Below are 25,297 nucleotides of genomic sequence, written 5' to 3' on the forward strand. Positions count from 1 at the left end.
CCTGGTACGACGCGGGCCGAGGGGCCCGCGGCGCCACAGGGGTGAGGGTCCCTGCGGCACGGCGGGAAGGGGCGGTGAGCGCGAGTGCGGCGTTCGCCGCCCCTCACCGCTGCCACCCGCCGGGACGCCCGACCCGCCTTCCGCATGATGGACGGCACTCTTCCTTTCGCGGCGCCACCCCGTAGGGTGACCGCAGCAGCTGGTTCGCCCCGTCCGCCAGTCGGGGTGTCGCAAGAGGGAACCCGGTGGGAATCCGGGACTGCCCCGCAGCGGTGAGCGGGAACGACCGCCGTCATACGCACTGGGTCCGACGTACCGGGCCTGGGAAGCGACGGCCAGTAGGTGTCCTTTACGACGAAGGACGTGCCCGCGAGTCCGAAGACCTGCCAACTGCCCGCGCGCGGACCGATCCGTGCGCGGACATCCCGGTGACCTCGAGGGCGGGTCGGCGAACACACCAGACGGAACGACCGCGCCAGTGCCGCGCGAGGTCGGGTCCGTCCGGTCCGTCACACCCTTCGCGCTCTCGTCCCGTCTCCGGGATCTCAGGGATTCATCTCGCGAAGGAGATCTCCGTGACAGCCAAGTCCGCAGCCGCGGCAGCACGGGCCACCGTGTACGGCTACCCCCGCCAGGGCCCGAACCGGGAACTGAAGAAGGCGATCGAAGGCTACTGGAAGGGCCGCGTCACCGCCGACGCCCTCCAAGCCACCGCCGCCGAACTCCGCCGGAACAACCGGCAACGGCTCGCCGACGCTGGCGTCCACGAGGTGCCCACCGGTGACTTCTCGTACTACGACCACGTCCTGGACACCACCGTCATGGTCGGCGCGATCCCCGAGCGGCACCGCTCCGCGGTCGAGGCCGACGCGACGGACGGCTACTTCGCGATGGCGCGCGGTACCCAGGATGTCGGTCCGCTGGAGATGACCAAGTGGTTCGACACCAACTACCACTACCTGGTCCCCGAGCTGGGTCCCGACACCGTCTTCACGGCCGACTCCGGCAAGCAGGTCGGCGAGCTGAAGGAAGCCCTCGCCCAGGGACTCACCGCCCGGCCCGTGCTGGTCGGCCCCGTGACGTATCTTCTGCTGGCCAAGCCCGCCCCGGGCGTACCCGCCGACTTCGAGCCGCTGACCCTCCTGGACCGGCTACTGCCCGTGTACGCGGAAGTGCTCGCCGACCTGCGCGCGGCCGGCGCAGAGTGGGTGCAGCTCGATGAACCCGGCCTCGTGCAGGACCGTACCCCGGCCGAGCTGAACGCCGCCGAGCGCGCCTACCGCAATCTCGGTGCTCTCACCGACCGGCCCAAGCTGCTCGTGGCCTCCTACTTCGACCGGCTCGGGGACGCACTGCCGATCCTGGCGCAGGCCCCGGTCGAGGGACTCGCGCTCGACTTCACCGATGCCGCGGCCGCCAACCTGGACGCCCTCGCGGCCGTCGGCGGGCTGCCCGGCAAGCGCCTGGTCGCCGGTGTCGTCAACGGCCGGAACATCTGGATCAACGACCTGCAGAAGTCGCTGTCCACCCTCGGAACCCTCCTCGGCCTCGCCGACCGCGTCGACGTCGCCGCTTCCTGCTCCCTCCTCCACGTCCCCCTGGACGCGTCCGCGGAAAAGGACGTCGATCCGCAAATCCTGCGCTGGCTGGCCTTCGCCCAGCAGAAGACCGCCGAGGTCGTCACGCTCGCCAAGGGCCTCGCCCAGGGCACCGACGCCATCACCGGGGAACTCGCCGCCAACCGCGCCGGCCTCGCCTCACGTACGAGCTCGCCGATCACCCGCGACCCCGCCGTCCGGTCCCGTGCCGAGGCCGTGATGGACGCAGACGCCCGCCGTTCCCAGCCGTACGCCGAGCGCACCGCCGCCCAGCGCGCCCACCTCAGGCTGCCCCTGCTGCCCACGACCACCATCGGCTCCTTCCCGCAGACCGGCGAACTGCGCACCGCCCGCGCCGACCTGCGTGCCGGGCGCATCGACACCGCCGGATACGAGGAGCGCATCAAGGCAGAGATCCAGGAAGTGATCTCCTTCCAGGAGAAGACCGGCCTGGACGTCCTGGTGCACGGCGAGCCCGAACGCAACGACATGGTCCAGTACTTCGCCGAACAGCTCACCGGCTACCTCGCCACCCAGCACGGCTGGGTCCAGTCCTACGGCACCCGCTACGTCCGCCCGCCGATCCTGGCCGGCGACATCTCCCGCCCCGAGCCGATGACCGTGCGCTGGACCTCGTACGTCCAGTCGCTCAGCGACCGGCCCGTCAAGGGCATGCTGACCGGACCGGTCACCATGCTGGCCTGGTCCTTCGTCCGCGACGACCAGCCCCTCGGCGACACCGCCCGCCAGGTCGCCCTCGCCCTGCGCGACGAGGTCAACGACCTGGAGGCGGCCGGCACCTCGGTCATCCAGGTGGACGAGCCCGCGCTGCGCGAGACCCTGCCGCTGCGGGCCGCCGACCGGGACGCCTACCTGGCGTGGGCCACCGAGGCGTTCCGGCTCAGCACGAGCGGGGTGCGGCCGGACACCCAGATCCACACCCACATGTGCTACGCCGAGTTCGGCGACATCGTGCAGGCCATCGACGACCTCGACGCCGACGTCATCAGCCTGGAGGCCGCCCGCTCCCACATGCAGGTCGCGCGCGAACTCGCCGCCCACGGCTACCCCCGCGAGGCCGGACCAGGTGTCTACGACATCCACTCCCCGCGCGTCCCGAGCGCCGACGAGGCCGCTGACCTGCTGCGCACCGGCCTCAAGGCGATCCCGGCCGAGCGGCTGTGGGTTAACCCCGACTGCGGCCTGAAGACCCGCGCCTGGCCCGAGACCCGCGCCTCGCTGGAAAACCTGGTCGCCGCCGCCCGCACCGTCCGGAGCGAGCTGCCCGCCTCCTGACCGAAGAAGGCAGTGGGCCGGGACGCCACAGGCGTCCCGGCCCTTCCGAGAGCACCGCCACAACCAAGGACAGGAAGGCGGACCGTCAGTGCCCGGCAAGCCGCGGCAGGTCGTCGTGGACGGCAAACCCATGATCGCCATGCCCGAAAAGCAGTTCGAAAGCCTGCTGGCCATGCGCAGACAGCTCGGCAGCCAGACCGCCAAGCTGCGCATGCTGCGCGACACCCTGACCGACCTGAGCGAGTTCCTGGACACCGTGGCCGAGGCACTCGACACCGCCGGCACGGACGGGTCACGCGAGACCTCGTCGCCCCTGACCGCGGAGATGCGCCGACGGGCCCGGCAGGCACGCGGCGTCGCCGGGTCAGGGCGGGCTTCGAAAAGGCGGCACTCGCCCGACCGTAATCGAACTTAGGTATACCTAATTTCTCATCACGACACAACATCTGGGGTGTGCACACCCCCGTTATGTTTTCTGCGGCTCCGCAACGGGGCCGCTGGCCTCTGGGCCCGGCATGACTGTGTCCCCCTGTCGAAGGAATGACCTGGGGGGTGGTGTCACCGGGCCCGGGGGTGTTCGTCGGAGACGCTGATCAGAGGTCCGGCCACCGTCCGGTCCGGTGCAATGCCGGGCGGTTCGCGGGCGGCAGGTCTGCATAACGTGGATGCGCGAGCACGACACCCGAGCCGAGGCCGGCACCGTCAACACCCCTGGGAAGGGCGCGATGTTCGAGATCGAAGGCGTGGGCGTGTTCCTCGGCCTGGACGTCGGCAAGAGCAACCATCACGGCCACGGGCTCACCCCGGCCGGGAAGAAGGTCTTCGACAAGCCGCTGCCCAACAGCGAACCGAAACTGCGGGCCGTTCTCGACAAGCTGACCGCGAAGTTCGGCACCGTGTTGGTGATCGTGGACCAGCCCGCCTCGATCGGCGCCCTCCCGCTGACCGTGGCCCGGGACGCGGGCTGCCAGGTCGCCTACCTGCCCGGACTCGCCATGCGGCGGATCGCCGACCTCTACCCGGGCGAGGCCAAGACCGACGCCAAGGACGCGGCGGTGATCGCGGACGCGGCCCGGACGATGCCGCACGCCCTGCGTTCCCTGGACCTTACCGATGAGATCACCGCCGAGCTGACCGTGCTCGTCGGCTTCGACCAGGACCTCGCGGCCGAGGCCACCCGCACCAGCAACCGGATACGCGGCCTGCTCACTCAGTTCCATCCCAGCCTGGAACGTGTTCTGGGCCCGCGCCTCGACCACCAGGCCGTCACCTGGCTCCTGGAGCGTCACGGCTCCCCGGCCGCCCTGCGCAAAGCCGGCCGCCGCAGACTCGTCGAACTGATCCGGCCCAAGGCGCCGCGCATGGCCCAGCGGCTGATCGACGACATCTTCGAGGCCCTCGACGAACAGACCGTCGTCGTCCCGGGCACCGGCACCCTCGATATCGTCGTGCCCTCCCTGGCCGCCTCGCTCGCCGCCGTCCACACCCAGCGCAGGGCGATGGAAGCCCAGATCAACACGCTGCTGGAGGCCCACCCTCTTTCCCCGGTCCTGACGTCGATGCCCGGCGTCGGCGTCAGGACCGCCGCTGTCCTGCTGGTCACCGTCGGCGACGGCACCAGCTTCCCCACCGCTGCCCACCTGGCCTCCTACGCCGGCCTCGCCCCCACCACGAAGCAGTCGGGAACCTCGATCCACGGCGAACACGCACCCCGAGGCGGCAATCGGCAACTCAAACGGGCGATGTTCCTGTCCGCCTTCGCCTGCATGAACGCCGATCCCGTCTCTCGCGCCTACTACGACCGCCAGCGAGCCCGCGGCAAGACCCACACCCAGGCCCTCCTCCGCCTCGCCCGCCAGCGCATCAGCGTCCTGTTCGCCATGCTCCGCGACGGCACCTTCTACCAATCCCGGACACCGAAGGACGTTGAACTCGCCGCATAACCCCACCATCACGAACCACCCCAAACCCGGCAGGGATGCCTTGACGAACGACATAGAGGCACCCCCCGGTTCTAGATGTAGTGTTGGCGATGCTGGTGGTTCGCCGGGCACTGCTGTGTTCGGCGTCGCAAGAGGGAACCCGGTGAAAGACCGGGACTGCCCCGCAGCGGTGAGTGGGAACGACCGCCGTCACAAGCACTAGGTCCGGAAGCCGGGCCCGGGAAGCGACGGCCAGTAGGGGTCTCGTACGCACGAGACACGCCCGCGAGTCCGAAGACCTGCCACCGGTGCGCACGCCGGACAGCGGTGTGCGCGCTCCGAGGCCCCGAGGGAGGGCCAGGTGGCAGACGCACGGCCCCGGGCGAGGCACACAGATTTTCCTCCGCCAGCCCGGTGTCCCGCCGAACGTCCCGCGCCGCTCCTCCCCTCCCGGTCCTCGGGCGAGGACGAGAACGAGCGAGAGGAGACGGCGGCCGATGAGCGGTCTCGTGTATTTCTCCAGCGTCTCGGAGAACACCAGACGCTTCGTGGAGAAGCTGGCCCTGCCGGCCACGCGCATCCCCCTGCACCCGCGTCGCGAGGGCATACCGCAGGTGACCGAGCCGTATGTGCTGATCACGCCGACCTACGGCGGCGGAGAACACGCGGGCGCGGTGCCCAAGCAGGTGATCCGCTTTCTGAACGTCGAGGCCAACCGGCTGCTGCTGCGCGGAGTCATCGCCTCCGGCAACACCAACTTCGGCGTCGACTACTGCCTGGCCGGCCGGGTGATCTCGGCGAAGTGCCGGGTCCCGGAGCTGTACCGATTCGAACTGCTGGGCACGGACCGCGACGTCCGCGCCGTGAGGGAAGGGCTGCAAAAATTTTGGACACGACACTCGTCAACCAGGCGGACGACGGAGCGACAGGCGGCATGAGCACCCTCACCACCGCGGTCACGGTCCCCGCGGCGCAGCGCGAGTCGGTCGGCACGCGCAAGGACTACCACGCGCTGAACGCCATGCTGAACATGTACGACTGCGACGGCAACATCCAGTTCGGCCAGGACCGCGAAGCCGTACGGCAGTACTTCCTCCAGCATGTGAACCCGAACACCGTGCAGTTCGGGTCGCTCAAGGAGAAGATCGACTACCTGATCGCGAACGACTACTACGAGGAAGCCCCGATCCGGCGCTACCGCTGGGAGTTCCTGGAGGACCTCTACCGGCGGGCGTACGCGCACGAGCACCGCTTCCGCACCTTCCTCGGGGCGTTCAAGTACTACACGTCGTACACGCTCAAGGCCTTCGACGGTTCCCGATACCTGGAACGCTACGAGGACCGAGTCGTCGCCACCGCCCTGTTCCTGGGCGCCGGCGACGAGACGCTGGCCTCCCGGCTGGTCGACGAGATGATGACCGGCCGTTTCCAGCCGGCCACCCCGACCTTCCTCAACGCGGGCAAGGCCCAGCGCGGCGAACTGGTCTCCTGCTTCCTGCTGCGTGTCGAGGACAACCTGGAGTCCATCGGGCGCGGCATCAACTCGGCGCTCCAGCTCTCCAAGCGCGGCGGCGGCGTGGCGCTTCTGCTGACGAACCTGCGCGAGCAGGGGGCGCCGATCAAGAAGATCGAGAACCAGTCCTCCGGTGTCGTCCCGGTGATGAAGCTCCTGGAGGACTCCTTCTCCTACGCCAACCAGCTCGGTGCGCGGCAGGGTGCGGGCGCGGTGTACCTCCACGCCCACCACCCAGACATCATGCGGTTCCTGGACACCAAGCGGGAGAACGCGGACGAGAAGATCCGTATCAAGACCCTGTCTCTAGGCGTGGTCGTCCCGGACATCACGTTCGAGCTCGCCAAGCGCAACGAGGACATGCGCCTGTTCTCGCCCTACGACGTGGAGCGCGAGTACGGCATGCCGCTGGCCGACCTGTCGGTGAGCGAGCACTACGACGAGATGGTCGCCAACCCGCGCATCCGCAAGACCACGCTCAGTGCCCGCGAGTTCTTCAAGACCGTCGCGGAGCTGCAGTTCGAGTCCGGCTACCCGTACCTGCTGTTCGAGGACACGGTGAACCGGGCCAACCCGATCCCGGGCTGGATCAACATGTCCAACCTGTGCTCGGAGATCCTCCAGGTCAACACCCCCAGCACCTACGACGCCTCGCTCGGCTACGAGACGGTCGGCCGGGACATCTCCTGCAACCTCGGCTCACTGAACATCGCCGCCGCGATGGCCTCCCCCGACCTCGGCGCGACGGTCGAGACGGCGGTGCGCGGACTCACCTCCGTCTCCGACCAGTCGAACATCGACGCGGTGCCGTCCGTGGCGCACGGCAACGACCTGTCCCACTCCATCGGCCTCGGCCAGATGAACCTGCACGGCTACCTCGCCTCGCAGCGCATCCACTACGGCAGCGAGGAGGGCGTCGACTTCACCGACATGTACTTCTACGCGGTCGCCTTCCACGCCCTGCGCGCGTCGAACCGGATCGCGATCGAGCGCGGCACCGCCTTCGACGGCTTCGAGGCCACGGCGTACGCGGACGGCTCGTACTTCGACAAGTACACCGAGCGGGTCTGGGAGCCGGCCACCGAGCGGGTACGGAAGCTGTTCGCCGACGCGGGGATCGCCCTGCCCACGCAGGCCGACTGGCGCGAGCTGAAGGAGTCCGTGCGGGAGCACGGCATCTACAACCAGTACCTTCAGGCCGTACCGCCCACCGGATCCATCAGCTACATCAACGACTCGACCGCCTCCATCCACCCGATCGCCTCCAAGGTGGAGATCCGCAAGGAGGGCAAGCTCGGCCGCGTCTACTACCCGGCGCCGCACATGGACAACGACAACCTGGAGTACTTCCAGGACGCGTACGAGATCGGCTACGAGAAGATCATCGACACCTACGCGGCGGCCACCCAGCACGTCGACCAGGGCCTGAGTTGCACCCTCTTCTTCCGGGACACCGCCACCACCCGCGACCTGAACAAGGCGCAGATCCCCGCCTGGCGCAAGGGCATCAAGACCCTCTACTACATCCGGCTGCGCCAGGAGGCCCTCGAAGGCACCGAGATCGAGAACTGCCTGTCCTGCACCCTGTGACCCCGCCCTCCCCCACCTTCTGGAAGCACGCACCATGACCACGACTCCCCCTGCACCGACCGAGCTGTCGGTCACGCCGCCCTCCTACCGTCACGACCCGGCCGCCCGGCTCCGGCCGGTCAACTGGAACCGCGTCACCGACGAGAAGGACCTGGAGGTCTGGAACCGGCTCACCGCCAACTTCTGGCTGCCCGAGAAGGTCCCGCTGTCCAACGACCTCAAGGACTGGCAGCAGAAGCTCACCGCCGAGGAGCGCACGCTCACCATGCGCGTGTTCACCGGCCTGACCATGCTCGACACCGTGCAGGCCACGGTCGGCGAAATCGTCCAGATCCAGGACGCCCGCACCGAGCACGAGGAGGCCGTCTACACCAACATCGCCTTCATGCAGGCCGTGCACGCCCGCAGCTACTCCTCGGTCTTCTCGACGCTCTCCACCACCCCGGAGATCGACGACGCCTACCGCTGGGCCGTGGACAACGACGTCCTCCAGCAGCGCTGCAAGACGGTCCTGGAGTACTACTACGGCGACGACCCGCTCAAGCGGAAGGTCGCCTCCACCCTCCTGTCCTCGCTGCTGCTGTACGCGGGCTTCTACCTCCCGCTGCACTTCTCCACCCACGCCCTGCTCACCAACACCGCCGACATGATCCGGCTGATCCTGCGCGACAAGGCCGTGCACGGCTACTACTCCGGCTACAAGTACCAGCGCGGCCTGGAGAAGCTCGACGCCGCCGGGCAGGAGGAGATGCGGACGTTCACGTACGACCTGCTGGAGAAGCTGTACCAGCTGGAGCTCCAGTACTCCGGCGAGCTGTACGAGCCGCTCGGACTCATGGACGACGTGGCGGTCTTCGTCCGGTACAACGCCAACAAGGCGCTGATGAACCTGGGTTACCCGGCCCGGTTCGACGCGGAGGAGACCGAGGTGAACCCGGAGATCCTTGCGGCGCTCTCGCCCGGCGCGGACGAGAACCACGACTTCTTCTCCGGGTCCGGCTCCTCGTACGTCATGGGCAAGGCCGAGGACACCGCCGACGACGACTGGGACTTCTGAGAGGTTGCCGTGTCCGACACACCCCGTGTGCCCGCTCCCCGTGGCGCGCCCGACCGTCACGGCTCGTGCGTGCTGCTCAAGCACGGCGAGATCTTCCTCAAGGGCCGCAACCGCCACCTCTTCACCGAGCGGCTGCACGACAACCTGCGGCTCGCACTGCGCGGAATCGGCGGTTCGACGTGGATCAAGACCGCCCAGAACGTGACCGTACTGGGCGGGCAGGTGCCTCAGGAGGCTCTGCTGGAGCGGGCGCGCAGGGTGATCGGCTTCAACTCGGTGGAGCCGGCCGTGCGGGTGCCCAGCGATCTGGACACCATCACCGCGGCGGCCGTGGACGCGCTGGCCGACACCCCGCACGGCGCCACATTCGCCGTGCGGACCAGACGGCGGGACAAGCAGTTCCCGCTGACCTCGTCCCAGGTGGACGCCCACGTCGGGGCCAGGGTCCTGGCCCGGGTTCCCGGCCTGCGCGTGAACCTGGCCCGGCCCGATGTCGTACTGACGGTGGAGATCGACCGCAAGGAGACGTACCTGTCCCGCGAACGCCTCCCGGGCCTGACCGGGCTGCCCGTCGGCTCCAGCGGCCGTGCCCTGGTCCTGCTGTCCGGCGGCTACGACTCACCGGTGGCCGCACACCGTGCCATGAGGCGCGGACTGGCCTGCGACTTCGTGCACTTCAACGGCGCCCCGTACACCAATCCGTCGTCGGTGTACAAGGCGTACGCCCTGGCCCGAGAGCTGAACCGCTACCAGCCACCCGGCCGGCTGCACGTCATCGCCCTCGGCAAGGCCCAGAAGCAGCTCGCCGTGGCCGGGGCGGGGCGGCTCCAGGTGGTGGCGCAGCGCCGGCTGATGGTGCGCACCGCGTCGGCACTGGCCGCACGTACCAGCGCCGAGGCCCTGGTGACGGGCGACAGCCTGGGCCAGGTGGCCAGTCAGACGCTGGCCAACCTGGCCGCGGTGGACGAGGCGGCGGCTCTGCCCGTGCTGCGGCCTCTGATCGGCTGGGACAAGCAGGAGATCATCGACGAGGCCGTGTCCATCGGCACCGCCGGGATCTCGGTCCTGCCCGACGAGGACTGCTGCAGCCTGCTCGCACCTCCGCGGGTCAGCACCCGCGCCGGGCTGCCGCAGCTGTACTCCGTCGAGAAGCGTCTCGACCTGGACGAGGTGGTCGAGACGCTTCTGGACGCCGCTCAGGTGCTGCGTCCGGGGACGGACGCCGAGGAGGTGCCAGCCGCCGCGGACGGCGACTGCGCGGCCTCCGTCTGACGGTGTTCACGCCGCGCCCGGCACCGCCCGCTGGCCCGGGCCGTCGTACGAGGCCAGCGGGCGGATCAGCGCGTTGTGGGCGAGCTGCTCGGTGATGTGCGCCGTCCAGCCGGTGATGCGGCTCATCACGAAGATCGGCGTGAAGACCGGGATGTCGAAGCCCATGAGGTGGTAGGCGAGGCCGGCCGGGTAGTCCAGGTTCGGGTGGATGCCCTTGCGGTCGACCATGGCGTGCCGCAGGGCGGCGTGGAGGGTGGCGAGCCGGGTCACCTCGGGGTCGGCGGCGCGGGCGACCAGCCGGTCCAGGGCGTCCTGCATGACCGGGACGCGGGAGTCGCCGTGCTTGTAGACACGGTGGCCGAACCCCATGATCTTCCGCTTGGTCGCCAGCGCCTCGTCCAGCCACGTCTCGGCCCGCTGCGGATCGCCGATCTCCAGCAGCATGTGCATCACGGCCTCGTTGGCACCGCCGTGCAGCGGTCCCTTGAGGGCGCCGATCGCGGCGGTGACCGCGCTGTAGAGATCGGAGAGGGTGGAGGTGACGACGCGGGCGGTGAACGTCGAGGCGTTGAAGCTGTGTTCGGCGTACAAGGTCAGGGAGATCTCGAAGCAGCGGACCACGTCCGGGTCGGGCACGCTGCCGAAGCACATGTGGAAGAAGTTCTCGGCGTACCCGAGGGACGGGTCGGGCGGGATCGGGGCGAAGCCCCGGCGGCGCCGCTGGTCGGCGGCCACGACCGTGGGCAGCTTCGCGAGCAGGGTGAGGGACTTGGCGCGGTTGGCGGCGAGGCTGCCGTCGTCCTCGGTGGGGTCCTCCGCGCCGAAGAAGCTGACGGCGGTGCGCAGGACGTCCATGGGATGGCACGTCTCGGGCAGCCGGGCGAGCAGTTCCAGTGTGGTGCGGTCGAGGGGACGCAGGGCGCGTTCACGGGCCTGGAAATCGCGGAGCTGCCCCTGGTCGGGGAGTTCGCCGTACCAGAGCAGGTGGGCGACTTCCTCGAAGGAGCGGCGGGCCGCGAGGTCCTGGACGGGATAGCCGCGGTAGGTGAGGGAGTTGGTGTCCTGGATGACCGTGGAGATCTCGGTGGTGTCGACGACGACACCGGCGAGACCGCGGTGGATCCCGGGCGCGGTGGTGGTCATGGGTGCCTGCCTTCGTGGGTCAGGTGCCGGGTCAGTTGCCCGGCGGGAGGGTGAAGTCGAAGACGGCCGAGTCGAAGGCCGAGTACTCCTCGTAGCCGAGGAGTTCGTACAGACGGGAGCGGGTCTGCATGCGGGGCAGCAGGGACCCCTGGGTGCCCTCCGCGGCGATGGTTCGCAGCCCGTCCTCGACCGCCCCCATCGCGAGGCGCAGGAGGGTGACGGGATACAGGGCGATGTTGTAGCCGAGGTTCTCCAGGGTGGCCGTGTCGAGGAGGGGGGTCTTGCCGAACTCGGTGAGGTTGGCGAGCAGCGGCACGTCGACGGCCTTGCGGAACGCCTCGTACTCGGAGAGGTCGGCGAGGGCTTCGGGGAAGATCGCGTCCGCGCCGGCGTCGACGTACGCCCTGGCCCGGTCGATCGCGGCGTCAAGGCCCTCGACCGCGCGGGCGTCGGTGCGGGCCATCAGCAGGAAGTCCGGGTCCCGGCGGGCGTCGACGGCGGCCCGGACGCGCCGGACCATCTCCTCCCGGGGCGTGATCGTCTTTCCGTCGAGGTGGCCGCAGCGCTTGGGGTTGACCTGGTCCTCCAGGTGGAGTCCGGCCAGCCCGGCGTCCTCCATCAGCTGGACGGTGCGGGCGGCGTTCATGGGTTCGCCGAAGCCGGTGTCGGCGTCGATGAGGACGGGCAGGTCGGTGACCCTGGTCGTCTGCTGGGCGCGGGCCGCGATCTCGGTGGAGGTGGTCAGGCCGATGTCGGGCAGGCCCAGGTCGGCGGCGAGGACCGCGCCGGACAGGTAGACGGCGTCGAAGCCGGTGTCCTGGATCAGGCGGGCGGACAACGGGTTGATGGCGCCCGGCATGCGCAGCAGCCGGCCCGAGGCCAGGTGCTCGCGGAAGGTGCGGCGGCGCTCGGCGGGTGTGGTCCGGGTGTGCAGCACCATCAGAACAGTCCCTTCGGCAGACGCGTGTCGTATGCGGCGACGGCCTCGGTGTCGACGGCGGGGAACAGGCCGTCCAGGTCGTCCGCCGACAACTGGGCGAGGCGGGCCGCGGTGTCCAGGAACGCGTCTTGCGCGGACTCGGTGACGACGCCCTCGGCGAGCGTGCGGAACTTGCCGACGTATCCGGAGCGGTCGAAGGGCCGGGCGCCGGCCGGGTGGGCGTCGGCGACGGCGAGTTCGTCCTCGATCACCGAACCGTCGTCGAGGGTGATGACCGCGCGTCCGCCGAAGGCACGGCGGTCCGGGTCGGGGTCGTGGTAGCGGCTGGTCCACTCCGGGTCCTCGACCGTCGTGATCTTCCGCCACAGCTCGACGGTCTCCGGGCGCCGCGCGCGCTCGGGGGCGTACGAGCGCTCGTGGTGCCAGATCCCGTCCTCCAGCGCGACAGCGAAGATGTACGGCACCGAGTGGTCGAGCGTCTCCCGGCTGGCCGAGGGGTCGTACTTCTGCGGATCATTCGCACCCGAGCCGATCACGTGGTGGGTGTGGTGGCTGGTGTGCAGGACGATCGAGCGCACGTTCCGCAGCGGTCCGGCCTTCTCCCGCAGCCGCCGGGCGAGGTCGATGATCGCCTGGGCCTGGTACTCGGCGGAGTGCTCCTTGGTGTAGGTGTCGAGGATGGCGCGACGCGCCTCGCCGGACTCGGGCAAGACGACGGTGTACTCCGACTCCGGGCCGTTCAGCATCCAGGCCAGAAACCCGTCCTCGCCCTCGTAGATCGGCGACGGGGACGTCTCGCCGCGCATCGCCCGGTCGACGGCCTCGATGGCGGCCTTGCCGGCGAAGGCGGGGGCGTACGCCTTCCAGCTGGAGATCTCGCCCTTGCGGGACTGCCGGGTGGCGGTGGTGGTGTGCACGGCCTGCTGGATCGCCTGGTACACGGTCTCGGTCGGCAGCCGCAGCATCGCGCCCAGGCCGCCCGAGGTGGCGGCACTGAGGTGGGCCACGTGGTCAATGCGGTGCTCGTGCAGGCAGATGCCCTTGACCAGGGCGACGTGGAGCTCGTACGCGGCGATCACTCCGCGCAGCAGGTCGGCACCACTGCGGCCGGTGTGCTGGGCCACCGCGAGCAGGGGCGGGATGTTGTCGCCGGGGTGGGAGTAGTCGGCGGCCAGGTAGGTGTCGTGGAAATCCAGCTCCCGCACCGCGGTGCCGTTCGCCCAGGCGGCCCACTCGGGGGAGACCTTGGCGCGGCTGCCGAAGACGGAGGCGCCGGGGGCGGCGGCCCGGTGAGCGGTGGCCTGGGCCCGGGCGACGGCGACCGGCCGGCGCAGCAGGGACGCGACGGCCACCGAGGCGTTGTCGATCACCCGGTTGACCGCCATGGCGGCGCTGTCGGTGTCCAGGTCCTCGGTGCCGGTGGCCACGGCGGCCAGCTTCCAGGCGAGCTGTTCCTCGCGCGGAAGCCGGTCGGCGCTGGGGTGGACACGGACGGGGTGCTCGATCACGGGACTCCTCAAGGTGTGCGGACGGTCCTGGTCGGTGCTGACGTGATCGACAGTGCACGCTCCGAGGGGGCCCGGCCACCTCTCCAAGCTGCGGAATCCCTCCATACCGGGGCTGCGAATCTGCGAATTCTGCGAAGACGGCGAATGCTATGTTCGCAAGAAGGCTCTACCACGGGACGTCCCCCCTTCCCGGCTTGCGACAAGGATGTGCGCCGTGCCTCGAGAAGCGGCCGACCGCAAGGTCTACGCCCATGCGAAACTGCGTCGGCTGCGCCGTGAGCACGGCATGAACCAGGTCGACATGGCCCGTGCCCTGTCCATCTCCACCAGCTACGCCAACCAGATCGAGCAGAGCCAGCGCCCGCTCACCGCCTCCGTCCTGCTGCGGATCGCGGAGGTCTTCGGGATCGACGCGGAGTTCTTCTCCGACGCCGACGAGGACCGGCTCGCCACCGACCTGCGGGCCGCCGTGGCCGACGAGGCGTGCGGGGTACCGCCGCTCGCGCCCGAGGAGATCGCCGAGGCCGTGCGCGACCACCCCGACGTCGCGCGGGCCCTGGTCGCCCTGCACCGCCGCTACCGCGACACGGTCGAGCAGGCCGCCGCCCTCGGCTCCCCCGGAGCCGCGGACGCGCTGCTGCCTCCCGCCGAGCCGCACGACGAGGTGCGGGACTTCTTCTACGCCCACCACAACCACTTCGAGCCCCTCGACACCGAGGCCGAGCGGACCGCCGAGAGACTCGGCCTGCGTCCGGGCAAGGCGGCCGACCCGCTGACGGCACTGCTGGCCGAGCGCCACCAGGTCCGCGTCGTCCAGGCCGCACCGGGGCGGGCCGGTGACGCGCGGCGCTTCGCCCGCGAGACCGGGCTGCTGTTCCTCTCCCCCTGGCTCAGCGACGGCCAGCGCGCCTTCCAGCTCGCCACGCAGCTCGCCCTGCTGGAGCACGGGCCACTCCTCGATCAGCTCGTCGCGGGTGCCACCGGGCTGACCTCGCCGGAGTCGGCGGCGCTGGCCCGGATCGGGCTGGCGAACTACTTCGCCGGAGCCCTGCTCATGCCGTACGGCGCCTTCCTCACGGTGGCGGAAGAGGTGCGCTACGACATCGAGCTGCTGTCCGCCCGCTTCGGCGTCGGCTTCGAGACGGTCTGCCACCGCCTGAGCACCCTCCAGCGCACGGGACGTCGCGGCGTACCCTTCTCCTTTCTACGCGTCGACCGGGCCGGCAACATCTCCAAGCGGCAGTCCGCGACCGACTTCCACTTCTCCCGGCTCGGCGGCACCTGCCCGCTGTGGACGGTGTACGGGGCGTTCTCCTCGCCCGGCAGGATCCTCACCCAGGTGGCCGAGATGCCCGACGGCAAGCGGTACTTCTGGGTCGCCCGCACCATCGTCCGAGGAGGCTTCGGCCACCACGCGCCGCGCGCCGAGTTCGCGGTCGCGCTCGGCTGCGAACTGCGCCACGCCCACCGCCTCGTCTACGCGGAAGGCGTCGCGCTCGACGACCCGCGCGCCGCCACCCCGATCGGTCTCGGCTGCCGGATCTGCGAACGCCGTGACTGCGCCCAGCGTGCACGGCCACCAGCAGGCGGGCGGCTGGCGGTCGATCCGGACCGGCGGACCTATGTGCCGTATCCGGTGGAAAGCACGGGGCCGTGAGGGTGCCGGAACCCTCAGGGCGACGTCCCGCGGTGGCGGCGCACCAGCTCGGCGACGGCTCGGCGCAGGCGGGCGCCCTCGTCCTCCGCGGCCGCCCTGCCGCGGACGGAAGGCGGGTCCGTCACCAGTTCTTCCAGTTCGTTCAACAGCTGCTCGGTCCTTCGCAGTTGCTCGCTCAGGGCCCGGATGCGGGCGCTCTGACCGCCCATCTGTCTTCGGCTGGCGAGGAGCTGCTCGTACTCCGCCACGGGAAGGGCGACCGCTTCCGCTCCTCCCAGGGTGATGCGTGACGGCTGTGGACGTCGGGGCATCACGCCCTCCGTTCCCCGTTGGTGGTCATACCGTCGAACGCGAGGGACCCCGGATCAGTTCCGGGGCCCCTCGCGTCCCGCATCGGTCAGCGGTGCCGGAAGACGGGTGAGCGTTTGTCGGCGAAGGCGGCCATGCCCTCCTTCTGGTCGGCGGTGGCGAACACCGCGTGGAAGAGGCGCCGTTCGAAGCGAACGCCCTCGGTGAGCGTGGTCTCGAAGGCGCGGCCGACGGCCTCCTTCGCCATCATCGCCACCGGCAGCGACATGGCGGCCACCGTCTCGGCGACCGCCAGCGCCTCCCCGAGCAGGTCGTCGGCCGGCACCGTGCGTGAGACTAGCCCGGCCCGCTCCGCCTCGGCGGCGTCCATGGTGCGTCCGGTCAGGCACAGTTCCATGGCCTTGGCCTTGCCCACGGCGCGGGTCAGCCGCTGGGAGCCGCCGATGCCCGGGATCACACCGAGTTTGATCTCGGGCTGGCCGAAGACGGCGGTGTCGGCGGCGAGCAGGATGTCGCACAGCATGGCCAGCTCGCAGCCGCCGCCGAGCGCGTACCCCGACACGGCCGCGACCGTCGGCGTCCGCAGCTGTCCGAGCCGGTCCCAGGCGGTGAACCAGTCGGTGAGGTACATGTCCATGTACCCCTGGGGCTGCATCTCCTTGATGTCGGCGCCGGCCGCGAACGCCTTCCCCGAGCCGGTGATGACGATGCAGCCGCAGTCCGGGTCCCGGTCGAGGGCCTCGGTGGCGGCCACGACCTCGTTCATCACCTGGAGGTTCAGGGCGTTGAGGGCCTTCGGCCGGTTGAGCGTGAGGAGGGCGGTGCGGCCCCTGCGCTCGACCAGGATGGTTTCGTGGTCGGTGGTCATGCGGTCCCCCGGCTCCCTTCCCTGATGGTGCGTACGATGCCCGAGAAGTCCTCGGAGTCGCCGACTCCTTCGGCGAAGACCGCGTACAGCTCGGCCGCGCGCAGCCCGAGTTCGGCGTGGACGCCGCCCTCGCGGACGGCGTTGGCGGCCAGGCCCAGGTCCTTGGCCATGAGGGAGGCGGCGAAGCCCGGCCGGTAGTCGCGGTTGGCGGGACTGGTCGGCACCGGTCCGGGGACGGGGCAGTTGACGCTGAGGGCCCAGCACTGCCCGGATGCCGTGGAGGCCACGTCGTAAAGTGCCTGGTGGGACAGGCCCAGGCTCTCGCCGAGGACGAACGCCTCGCTGACGGCGATCATGGACACGCCGAGGATCATGTTGTTGCAGATCTTGGCGGCCTGCCCTGCTCCCGGCCCGCCGCAGTGCACGGCCTTCTTCCCCATGGCCTCCAGCAGGGGGCGCGCCTCGGCGAACTCGTCCTCTCCCCCGCCGGCCATGAAGGCCAGGGTGGCGGCCTCGGCCCCGACCACGCCGCCGGACACGGGCGCGTCCAGGGCGCGCATGCCTGCGGCGAGGGCGCGTTCGTGAGCCGTGCGCGCGTCGGTGACGTCGATGGTGGAGCAGTCGACGAAGAGGGTGCCGGGGCGGGCGGTGTTGAGGATGTCGTCGTAGAGGCCCAGGACGTGGCGTCCGGCGGGCAGCATGCTGATGACCACGTCGGCGACGGATACGGCCTCGGTCAGGGAACCGGCGGGCTCCACACCGGCCTCGGCGGCCGTCTCGACGGCAGCGGGGACCAGGTCGTGGCCGAGCACCCGGTGACCGGCCTTCGTCAGGTTTGCGGCCATCGGTCCGCCCATGTGTCCGAGTCCGACGAACGCGACGGTCCGGTTCACCAGGCCACCTCCTCGGTGGTGTCGGATGTGGCGGCGAGGCCGAGTTCGTGCTCGCCGAGGTGCGTGAAGAAGCGCTCGACGTCCGCCTCGGTGACCTCGACGAGCGTCGCCGGCGACCAGGCGGGACGGCGGTCCTTGTCGATGACCTGGGCGCGGATGCCCTCCACCAGGTCGGGGCTGCGCAGGCAGGCGCAGGAGACGCGGTACTCCTGGTCGAGGACCCTCTCGAGCGGCCCGAGCCGACGGGCGCGGCGCAGCGCCGCCAGGGTGACCTTGAGCGCTGTCGGGGACTTGAGGAGGAGGGTCTCGGCGGTCTCCTTGGCAGCCGGGTCGCCCAGCGCGAGGAGCCGCTGGACGATCTCCTCGACAGTGTCGGCGCGGAAGCAGGCGTCGATCCAGTCCCGGCGGCCGGCGAGTTCTCCCGGCGGCGGCTCCTGGACATGACGCCCGAGGGCCTCACGTACCGGCAGTTCCGCCAGGTCGTCGACGAAGGACTGGAGCGAGGCCGAGGGCATGTACTGGTCGGCGAGCCCGCACAGCAAGGCGTCCGCGGCACCGACCGGCGCGCCCGTCAGGGCGAGGTGGGTGCCCAGCTCTCCCGGTGCCAGGGCGAGCAGATAGGTTCCGCCGACGTCGGGGACGAAGCCGATGCCGGTCTCCGGCATGGCGATCCTGGACCGCTCGGTGACGACACGGACGCTGCCGTGCGCGGAGACGCCGACCCCGCCGCCCATGACGATGCCGTCCATGACGGCGACGTACGGCTTGGGGTAGCGGGCGATGCGGGCGTTGAGGCGGTACTCGTCGCGCCAGAAGGCGGCGGAGGCCCGGCCGTCGGCGTCGCGGGCGTCGTCGTGGATGGCGCGGATGTCTCCGCCGACGCACAGGCCGCGCTCCCCCTCGCCCGTGATGACGACGATCTCGACGGCCGGATCACGCTCCCACTCGCTGAGCTTCGCGTCGATGCGGAGCACCATGTCGTGGGTGAGGGAGTTCAGAGCCCGCGGGCGGTTGAGGCTGATGCGGGCGGCGCGGCCGCTCGTGCGGAACAGGACGTCGCTCATGCGAACGCCTCCGTCAGGCCGCGTGCCACGATGACGCGCATGATCTCGTTGGTTCCTTCCAGGATCTGGTGGACGCGCAGGTCGCGGACGATCTTCTCGATGCCGTACTCGCTGAGGTAGCCGTAGCCGCCGTGGAGCTGGAGTGCGCGGTCGGCGACGGAGTAGCCGGTGTCGGTGGCGAACCGCTTCGCCATCGCGCACAGGTACGGCGCCTGCGGGTCGCCGCGGTCGAGCGCATGCGCGGCCTGCGCCACCAGGGCGCGCGCTGCGGCCAGCTCGGTCGCCATGTCGGCGAGCCGGAAGCGCAGAGCCTGGGCGTCCAGGAGCCGCTGCCCGAACGCCTCGCGGTCGGCGAGGTGGGCCAGGCTCCGGTCGAGCGCGCTGCGGGCGCCTCCCAGGGAACAGGCGGCGATGCCGAGCCGGCCGCCGTTGAGGCCGCTCATGGCGATGCGGAAGCCCTCGCCCTCGCGGCCGAGGAGCCGGTCCGCGGGCAGGCGGACGCCGTCCAGGACGACCTGGCGGGTGGGCTGGGCGTTCCAGCCCATCTTCCGCTCGTTCGGCCCGAAGCTGACACCCGCGTCATCCTTGTCGACGACGAACGCGGACACCCCGTCGGGGCCCCCGCCGCCGGTACGGGCCATGACGACGTACGACTGGGACGCGCCCGCACCGGAGATGAACTGCTTCACGCCGGTGAGCACCCAGCCGTCGCCGTCCCGGACGGCACGGGTCGTCAGGGCGGCCGCGTCCGAGCCCGCACCCGGCTCGGTCAGGCAGTAGCTGGCGAGATCCTCCATGGCGCACAGGCGCGGCAGCCACCGTTCGCGCTGGGCGTCGTCACCGTAGCGGTCGATCATCCAGGCGACCATGTTGTGGATGGAGAGGTACCCGGCGATGGCCGGGCAGCCGGAGGCGAGGGTCTCGAAGACGAGGACGCCGTCGGAGCGGGTGAGGCCGCTGCCGCCGGACTCCTCGCGGACGTAGACACCGCCGAGGCCGAGTCCGGCCGCCTTGCGCAGCACGTCGACGGGGAAGTGCTTGTCGCGGTCCCAGTCCAGGGCGTGCGGGGCGAGGTGGTCCTGGGCGAAGTCGAGCGTGGTCTCGACGAGGGCCTGCTGGTCCTCGGTGAGCGCGGTGATGGTCATAGCCGCTCAGCTCATCGTGGGGATCGTGAAGCTCGCTCCTTCTCGCAGGCCGGCGGGCCAGCGCGAGGTGACCGTCTTCGTACGGGTGTAGAAGCGGACGGCGTCCGGACCGTGTTGGTTGAGGTCGCCGAAGCCGGAGCGCTTCCAGCCGCCGAAGGTGTGGTAGGCGACCGGTACCGGGATGGGCACGTTGACGCCGACCATGCCGGTGTTGACTCGCCGGGTGAAGTCGCGGGCGGTGTCGCCGTCCCGGGTGAAGAGCGCCACGCCGTTGCCGAAGGTGTGCTCGCTGGGCAGGCGCAGCGCCTCCTCGTAGTCAGCGGCGCGCACGACGGACAGCACGGGGCCGAAGATCTCCTCCTGGTAGATGCGCATGGCGGGCGTCACCCGGTCGAAGAGGGAGGCGCCGGCGAAGAAGCCGTTCGCGTGGCCGTCGAGGGTGAATCCCCGTCCATCCACGACGAGTTCGGCTCCTTCCTTGACACCGAGGTCGACGTATGAGCGGACCCGGTCCACGGCGTCCCGGCCCACCAGGGGGCCGAAGTCGGCCTCGGGGTCGTCGCTGCGGCCGATCCGCAGCGCGGCGATGCGGTCCTTGAGTCGGGCCACGAGCGCGTCGGCGGTCTCCTCCCCCACCGGGACGGCGACCGAGATCGCCATGCACCGCTCCCCCGCCGAGCCGTACCCGGCACCGACCAGGGCGTCGACGGCCTGGTCGAGGTCGGCGTCCGGCATCACGATCATGTGGTTCTTGGCACCGCCGAAGCACTGGGCGCGCTTTCCGTGCGCGGCGGCGGTCGCGTAGACGTGCGCGGCGACCGGGGTGGAGCCGACGAAGCCGAGGGCTGCTACGCGGGGATCCTCCAGGAGGGTGTCGACGGTCTCCCGGGCGCCGTTGACGACGTTGAGGACGCCGGGCGGCAGGCCCGACTCCAGGAAGAGTTCGGCGAGCCGCAGCGGGACGGACGGGTCCCGCTCCGACGGCTTGAGGATGAAGGCGTTGCCGCAGGCCAGCGCGGGGGCGGCCTTCCACAGGGGGATCATCGCGGGGAAGTTGAAGGGGGTGATCCCGGCGACCACGCCGAGCGGGGAACGCAGGGAGTGGACGTCGATGCCGGTGCCGGCGTTGTCGGTGAACTCGCCCTTGAGCAGGTGCGGGATGCCGGCGGCGAACTCGACGACCTCCAGGCCGCGCTGGATGTCGCCGTGGGCGTCGGCGACGGTCTTGCCGTGCTCGGCGGACAGCAGCCGGGCCAGCGTGTCCTTCTCCTGCTCGACGAGCTGGAGAAAGCGCATCATGACCCGGGCCCGGCGTTGCGGGTTCCATTCGCCCCACTCGCGCTGTGCGCGGTCGGCGTCGGCGATGGCCGCCTCGGTCTCGGCGCGGTTCGCGAGGGGTACCAGGGCCTGGACGTCGCCGGTGTTGGGGTCGTACACCTCGCCGAAGGACCCCGAGGTGCCCGGGGTGTGCTTGCCGCCGACGAAGTGCGTCAACTCGCGCACGGAGGCGCGTTCGTGCTCTCGGACCATGACTGCCTGCTCTCGTCAGGAGGGATCCGGGGATGGCGCGCCGGGTCCCGCACACGTACGCGGTCGCGTACGGACGCAGGGGGCGCGGGCTCGCGTATGGCCGGAGTCCCGTCAGAGGCGGGGTTCACCAGGGTCGTGGGTACACACCGGTGCCATGCGTGTCAGCTCCATCCTCGTGGACAACACGGAACATCCCGCGGCCGGTATCCTGACTTCCGGATCAGCGCGCGCCGTCCGCCTTCCCGACATCCAACTCGTCAGTGGCGTACCGCTCGACGGCGTACTCCCCGGTCACAGTGGCGGGACCGTGCCGGAATCACACCGGCTTCCCTGCACCGCGGGCCTTGTACTCGCGACTATATAGTTGGACGTCCTAGTAAATCCAGTACCGTTCGGCGGTATCGCCGGAACCGGCCGGTCAGGTGGGTTCGGAATCGGCCGTCCGGGGTTCGGCGAAGCGCACGGGAGCGCGGAACCGGGCCTTGCGCGCGGCCCGCCGGAAGGTCGTCAGCACCGCCGGCCCCGCCAGCAGGATGCACACGAAGTTGGTGACCGCCCGGCCGGTGTCCCAGCCCAGGGACGTGGCGATGTCGAAGGCGATGTAGCGCTGCCACTGCTCGGTGAAGGGCAGTCCGGGCAGGTAGGCGATGGAGCTGTTGGGGTCCAGGGAGAACGGCCAGAAGGAAAGGTTGAGGAGGAAGCCGAAGAGATACCCGGACAGGGAACCGTAGACGGCCAGCATCAGCACCTCGCGGCGGCCCGTGGCCCGGGGGAGGAATCCGGCGAGCATCCCGACGAAGGCACAGCCGAACATCTGGTACGGCATCCAGGGCCCGACCCCGCCGGTGATGAGCGCGGAGGCGAACAGGGAGGTACAGCCGAGGGTGAAGCCGAAGCCGGGGCCGTAGACGCGGCCGGCCAGGACCAGGACGAAGAAGACGGTCTCGATGCCGGCGGTTCCGGCCCCCAGCGGTCGCAGGGCCGCGTTCACGGCGGACAGGACACCCAGCATGGCGAGGGCCTTGGAGTCGATACCGCCCTCGGCGATCTCCGAGAGGACCACACACAGGACGAGCACCAGGAGCACGCCGAAGATGAGCGGGGGCGCATAGTTCGAGCCGAACTTCCCGGGTGCCACGACGAACGGCCAGAAGAAGGCGACGATCCCGAGGAACGCCGACAGCACCATGACGACTGCGATGCGTGGGGTCAGCCGGATGGCGGCGGCCGTCGTCATGACCGGGCCGCCTTCACCTGGTCGACGGTCAGATACGGCAGCGGCGCGAGGATCTTCGCCGTCTGGGGCGCGAAGACGGGCGAGGAGACGATGACGTCGGCGGTCGGACCGTCGTCGACGACGTCGCCCTCGGCCATGACGACGACACGGTCGGCGGCGCGGGCGGCGAACTCGACGTCGTGGGTGGAGATCACGACCGCCCTGCCCTCCGCCGCGAGGGCGTTCACGACACCGATCAGTGCGGTCTTGGCCCGGTAGTCCAGGCCGCGGGTGGGCTCGTCGAGCAGGACGACCCGGGGCGCGGCGGAGAGCTGGATGGCGAGGACGAGGGCGAGCTTCTGTCCCTCGGACAGGTCGCGGGGATGGGTGGCGTCGTCGATGCCCGGAGCGAGTCGGTCCAGTACGGTGCGGGCCTCGGTGGTGCCCGACTCGGTGTCCGCCTGGTCGAGCTCCTGCCTCACGCTCTCCAGGTAGAGCAGATCGGAGGGCGTCTGCGGGACCAGTCCGACGAGTCGACGGGACCGCGCGGCGGGCACGTCGCGCGGATCGGGGCCGTCGACCGGTTTCACCGTCCCGGCTCGGCGCGGGCCCGACCCCTGCAAGGCCCACAGGAGCGAGGACTTGCCACAGCCGTTGCGTCCCATGAGGGCGGTCACCTCGCCCGCGTACAGGTCGAGGTCGACCTCTCGTACGGCGGGGACGCCCCCGTAGGCGACGGTGATGCCGCGCGCCGTCAGCAGCTTGCGCCGCTCCTGGGCCGGGGCCAGGCGGACAGGGGCCGGGGGGCGGTCGGCCAGTTCGGTGCGCAGGGGGGCGGCCTCACGGCGGGCGTCGCGGATCGACAGCGGCAGGGGTGACCAGTCGGCCGCCCGGCCCAGTTCGACGATCGGCGGGGCGATCGTCGACGTGCGCAGGATCTCGGCGGCGGGTCCGATGCGGGCACGGCCGTCACCGGGCAGGTGGAGGACCCGGTCGGCGTACTGGACGACGCGTTCGAGCCGGTGCTCGGCCATGAGGACGGTGACCCCGAGGTCGTGGACGAGGCGGGTGACCGCGGCGAGGACCTCCTCGGCGGCCGTCGGGTCCAGCGCGGAGGTCGGTTCGTCCAGGACCAGGACCCGGGGGTGGGCGGTGAGCACCGAGCCGATGGCGACACGTTGCTGCTGGCCGCCGGAGAGTTCGTACAGGGCCCGGTGGCGCAGGTCGGCGAGGCCGAGCAGGTCCAGTGTCTCCTCCACGCGTTTGCGCATGGTGCCCGAGGCTATCGCCAACTGCTCCATGGCGTAGGCGAGTTCCTCCTCGACCGTGTCGGTCACGAAGCCGTCGATGGGGTCCTGGCCGACCACGCCGACGACGTCGGCCAGCTCGCGGGGCGGGTGGTGGGCCGTGTCCCGGCCGTCGACGGTCACGCGACCGTAGAGCGTGCCACCTGTGAAGTGCGGCACGAGCCCGTTGACGGCGCCGAGGAGGGTCGACTTGCCGACGCCCGTGTGCCCGACGACGAGGCAGAGTTCGCCCTCCTCCACCGTCAGGTCGACGTCCCGGAGTGCCGGTTCGGGTGCGTCGTCGTACTGGATGGTGACCTGCTCGAAGGTGATCACGGGGCGTCGGCTCTCCGGACGGGGCTGGGCGGGGGTGCGAGGAAACCGGCCGTGCCGGCGAGCAGGATCGCGGCCGTCGGTACGAGGGGCAGGTCGGGCCAGGTGAGGGGGTAGAACGTGGGGTTGAGCTGGGCGGGGTCGTAGCCGAGGTTGGCGAAGAGCAGGACGGCCGACAGGACTCCGCTGCCGGCCACCGCCCACTCGGGCAGGCGCCAGGGGTCGGGCCGGTAGGTGGTGCGGGTGACCCGCCGGCCTCCCAGGCGCAGGCCGGCCACGCACAGCAGCGCGCCGAGCCCCATGGCGGGCAGGCCCAGGAAGGAGGGCGCGGTGGCGTCCAGCAGCCCGTAGGCGCCTGCGCACAGGCCGCACATGCCGAGCAGTATCAGAGCGCCGGTGATCCGGCGGGAGCGGCGGGTGGCCCGGCCCGCACGGCCGTAACCTCGGGAGTCCATCGCGGCGGCGAGGCGCAGGGAGCGTTCCAGGGCGTCCTCCAGCACCGGGATGACGACGCCGCGCAGGGCCCGCATGCCCTTGGTGTCGCCGGCGCGCAGCTTCCGGGCCCGTACGACGCGCTGCACGCTCTGTACCAGCTGCGGGGCCACGCTGATGGCGACGGTGACGGCGACGCCCAGTTCGTACAGCGCGCCCGGCAGGACGCGCAGGGCCCGTTTGGGGTTGGCGAGGGTGTTGGCGGCGCCGATGCAGCACAGCATGCACGCCAGGCGCAGCCCGTCGGTCGCCGCCGACAGCAGCGCCTCCAGCGATACCGGCCCACCGATTTGGATGCCCGCGTACCAGTCGGGGGTGGGGAGGTGCGGGAGAGAGAACAGGAAGTGGTCGCGGGGTGTGATGCCGGTGGCGAAGACGGCGCGGAAGACGACCCGGATGGCCACGACGGTCAGGGCCAGGTACAGGTAGTACTTGAAGCCGCGGGCCCACGGTGCCTCGGTGCGCCGGGCGGTGACGACGTAGCCGAGGACGGCGAGGACGAGGAACAGCAGCAGTGGGTTGTTGGTGCGGCTGACGGCGGTGGCGAGCGCCAGTGCCCACACCCACCAGGCCATCGGGTGCAGGATGCGCGGCAGGCGTCGGCCGCCCCGGTCCGGCGGCGGGCCGGACGGGGCGGCGAGGGCCTGCACGGCCGTACGGGACAC

Annotated in this window: 20 protein-coding genes and 3 riboswitches; of the genes, 8 read left to right on the forward strand and 12 right to left on the reverse strand. The window is 70.7% G+C overall.

Features of this window, described 5'->3' with window-relative positions; genetic code table 11:
• The first annotated feature begins 196 nt into the window (after positions 1-196).
• Positions 197-393: riboswitch (cobalamin riboswitch) on the forward strand.
• 182 nt (positions 394-575) lie between these two features.
• From metE to thiI, 7 genes are all read left to right on the forward strand, one after another.
• Positions 576-2,894, forward strand: a complete 2,319-nt coding sequence (gene metE / locus Sdia_RS18025) for a 5-methyltetrahydropteroyltriglutamate--homocysteine S-methyltransferase (protein WP_189501204.1) — start codon at positions 576-578, stop codon at positions 2,892-2,894.
• A gap of 88 nt (positions 2,895-2,982) precedes the next feature.
• Positions 2,983-3,309 carry a hypothetical protein gene (locus Sdia_RS18030; protein WP_189501202.1) on the forward strand — a complete coding sequence of 109 codons (327 nt, stop codon included), beginning with the start codon at positions 2,983-2,985 and terminating at the stop codon, positions 3,307-3,309.
• A gap of 310 nt (positions 3,310-3,619) precedes the next feature.
• Positions 3,620-4,837, forward strand: a complete 1,218-nt coding sequence (locus tag Sdia_RS18035) for an IS110 family RNA-guided transposase (protein ID WP_189501333.1) — start codon at positions 3,620-3,622, stop codon at positions 4,835-4,837.
• A gap of 78 nt (positions 4,838-4,915) precedes the next feature.
• A riboswitch (cobalamin riboswitch) is annotated at positions 4,916-5,137 on the forward strand.
• A 176-nt stretch (positions 5,138-5,313) separates the two neighbouring features.
• A complete protein-coding gene (gene nrdI / locus Sdia_RS18040; protein ID WP_189501157.1) occupies positions 5,314-5,754 on the forward strand; it encodes a class Ib ribonucleoside-diphosphate reductase assembly flavoprotein NrdI in 441 nt (146 codons plus the stop codon).
• On the forward strand, positions 5,751-7,919 hold the full coding sequence (nrdE, locus tag Sdia_RS18045; protein WP_189501155.1) for a class 1b ribonucleoside-diphosphate reductase subunit alpha: 2,169 nt from the start codon (positions 5,751-5,753) through the stop codon (positions 7,917-7,919). The genes nrdI and nrdE overlap by 4 nt, the downstream gene beginning before the upstream one ends.
• A 34-nt stretch (positions 7,920-7,953) precedes the next feature.
• Positions 7,954-8,976, forward strand: coding sequence for a class 1b ribonucleoside-diphosphate reductase subunit beta (gene nrdF, locus Sdia_RS18050; RefSeq protein WP_078889100.1), 1,023 nt, complete (start codon positions 7,954-7,956; stop codon positions 8,974-8,976).
• A gap of 27 nt (positions 8,977-9,003) precedes the next feature.
• The gene (gene thiI, locus Sdia_RS18055) at positions 9,004-10,248 is read left to right on the forward strand and encodes a tRNA uracil 4-sulfurtransferase ThiI (RefSeq protein WP_229831689.1); all 1,245 of its coding nucleotides are present in this window, start codon (positions 9,004-9,006) and stop codon (positions 10,246-10,248) included.
• 6 nt (positions 10,249-10,254) lie between these two features.
• On the opposite strand, the gene Sdia_RS18060 is transcribed toward thiI, so the two are convergent.
• From Sdia_RS18060 to Sdia_RS18070, 3 genes are read right to left on the reverse strand one after another with little or no spacing between them, the layout of a single operon-like run.
• Entirely contained in the window at positions 10,255-11,391 is a 1,137-nt protein-coding gene (locus tag Sdia_RS18060; protein WP_125490032.1) for a bifunctional 2-methylcitrate synthase/citrate synthase, read from the reverse strand.
• A 31-nt stretch (positions 11,392-11,422) separates the two neighbouring features.
• On the reverse strand, positions 11,423-12,328 hold the full coding sequence (gene prpB / locus Sdia_RS18065; protein ID WP_189501161.1) for a methylisocitrate lyase: 906 nt from the start codon (positions 12,326-12,328) through the stop codon (positions 11,423-11,425).
• Positions 12,329-12,330: 2 nt separating this feature from the next.
• On the reverse strand, positions 12,331-13,839 hold the full coding sequence (locus tag Sdia_RS18070; protein ID WP_189501153.1) for an MmgE/PrpD family protein: 1,509 nt from the start codon (positions 13,837-13,839) through the stop codon (positions 12,331-12,333).
• A 205-nt stretch (positions 13,840-14,044) separates the two neighbouring features.
• Between Sdia_RS18070 and Sdia_RS18075 the strand changes: the two genes are divergently transcribed.
• Positions 14,045-15,496, forward strand: coding sequence for a short-chain fatty acyl-CoA regulator family protein (locus Sdia_RS18075; RefSeq protein WP_189501151.1), 1,452 nt, complete (start codon positions 14,045-14,047; stop codon positions 15,494-15,496).
• Between the two features lie 14 nt (positions 15,497-15,510).
• Here Sdia_RS18075 and Sdia_RS18080 read toward each other — a convergent pair whose 3' ends face one another.
• The 9 genes from Sdia_RS18080 to Sdia_RS18120 form a co-directional block, all read right to left on the reverse strand.
• Positions 15,511-15,807 (reverse strand): hypothetical protein, encoded by a 297-nt coding sequence (locus Sdia_RS18080; protein ID WP_189501149.1) that lies wholly within the window; start codon positions 15,805-15,807, stop codon positions 15,511-15,513.
• 86 nt (positions 15,808-15,893) lie between these two features.
• Positions 15,894-16,673 (reverse strand): enoyl-CoA hydratase, encoded by a 780-nt coding sequence (locus Sdia_RS18085; protein ID WP_189501147.1) that lies wholly within the window; start codon positions 16,671-16,673, stop codon positions 15,894-15,896.
• Positions 16,670-17,566: a 3-hydroxyisobutyrate dehydrogenase gene (gene mmsB, locus Sdia_RS18090; protein WP_229831687.1), complete on the reverse strand. Its 897-nt coding sequence runs from the start codon at positions 17,564-17,566 to the stop codon at positions 16,670-16,672. Before mmsB ends, Sdia_RS18085 begins: the two co-directional genes overlap by 4 nt.
• Entirely contained in the window at positions 17,563-18,630 is a 1,068-nt protein-coding gene (locus tag Sdia_RS18095) for an enoyl-CoA hydratase/isomerase family protein (protein ID WP_189501145.1), read from the reverse strand. The genes mmsB and Sdia_RS18095 overlap by 4 nt, the downstream gene beginning before the upstream one ends.
• Positions 18,627-19,775, reverse strand: a complete 1,149-nt coding sequence (locus Sdia_RS18100; RefSeq protein WP_125490024.1) for an acyl-CoA dehydrogenase family protein — start codon at positions 19,773-19,775, stop codon at positions 18,627-18,629. Before Sdia_RS18100 ends, Sdia_RS18095 begins: the two co-directional genes overlap by 4 nt.
• Positions 19,776-19,781: 6 nt before the next feature.
• Positions 19,782-21,305, reverse strand: a complete 1,524-nt coding sequence (locus Sdia_RS18105) for a CoA-acylating methylmalonate-semialdehyde dehydrogenase (RefSeq protein ID WP_189501143.1) — start codon at positions 21,303-21,305, stop codon at positions 19,782-19,784.
• A gap of 181 nt (positions 21,306-21,486) precedes the next feature.
• Positions 21,487-21,660: riboswitch (cobalamin riboswitch) on the reverse strand.
• 63 nt (positions 21,661-21,723) lie between these two features.
• Positions 21,724-22,542 (reverse strand): ECF transporter S component, encoded by an 819-nt coding sequence (locus Sdia_RS18110; protein ID WP_189501141.1) that lies wholly within the window; start codon positions 22,540-22,542, stop codon positions 21,724-21,726.
• Positions 22,539-24,143 (reverse strand): ABC transporter ATP-binding protein, encoded by a 1,605-nt coding sequence (locus Sdia_RS18115; RefSeq protein WP_189501138.1) that lies wholly within the window; start codon positions 24,141-24,143, stop codon positions 22,539-22,541. The genes Sdia_RS18110 and Sdia_RS18115 overlap by 4 nt, the downstream gene beginning before the upstream one ends.
• The gene (locus Sdia_RS18120; RefSeq protein WP_371874270.1) at positions 24,140-25,297 is read right to left on the reverse strand and encodes an energy-coupling factor transporter transmembrane component T; all 1,158 of its coding nucleotides are present in this window, start codon (positions 25,295-25,297) and stop codon (positions 24,140-24,142) included. Before Sdia_RS18120 ends, Sdia_RS18115 begins: the two co-directional genes overlap by 4 nt.

It is taken from the genome of Streptomyces diastaticus subsp. diastaticus, from assembly GCF_011170125.1.
Taxonomy (GTDB): Bacteria; Actinomycetota; Actinomycetes; order Streptomycetales; family Streptomycetaceae; genus Streptomyces; species Streptomyces diastaticus.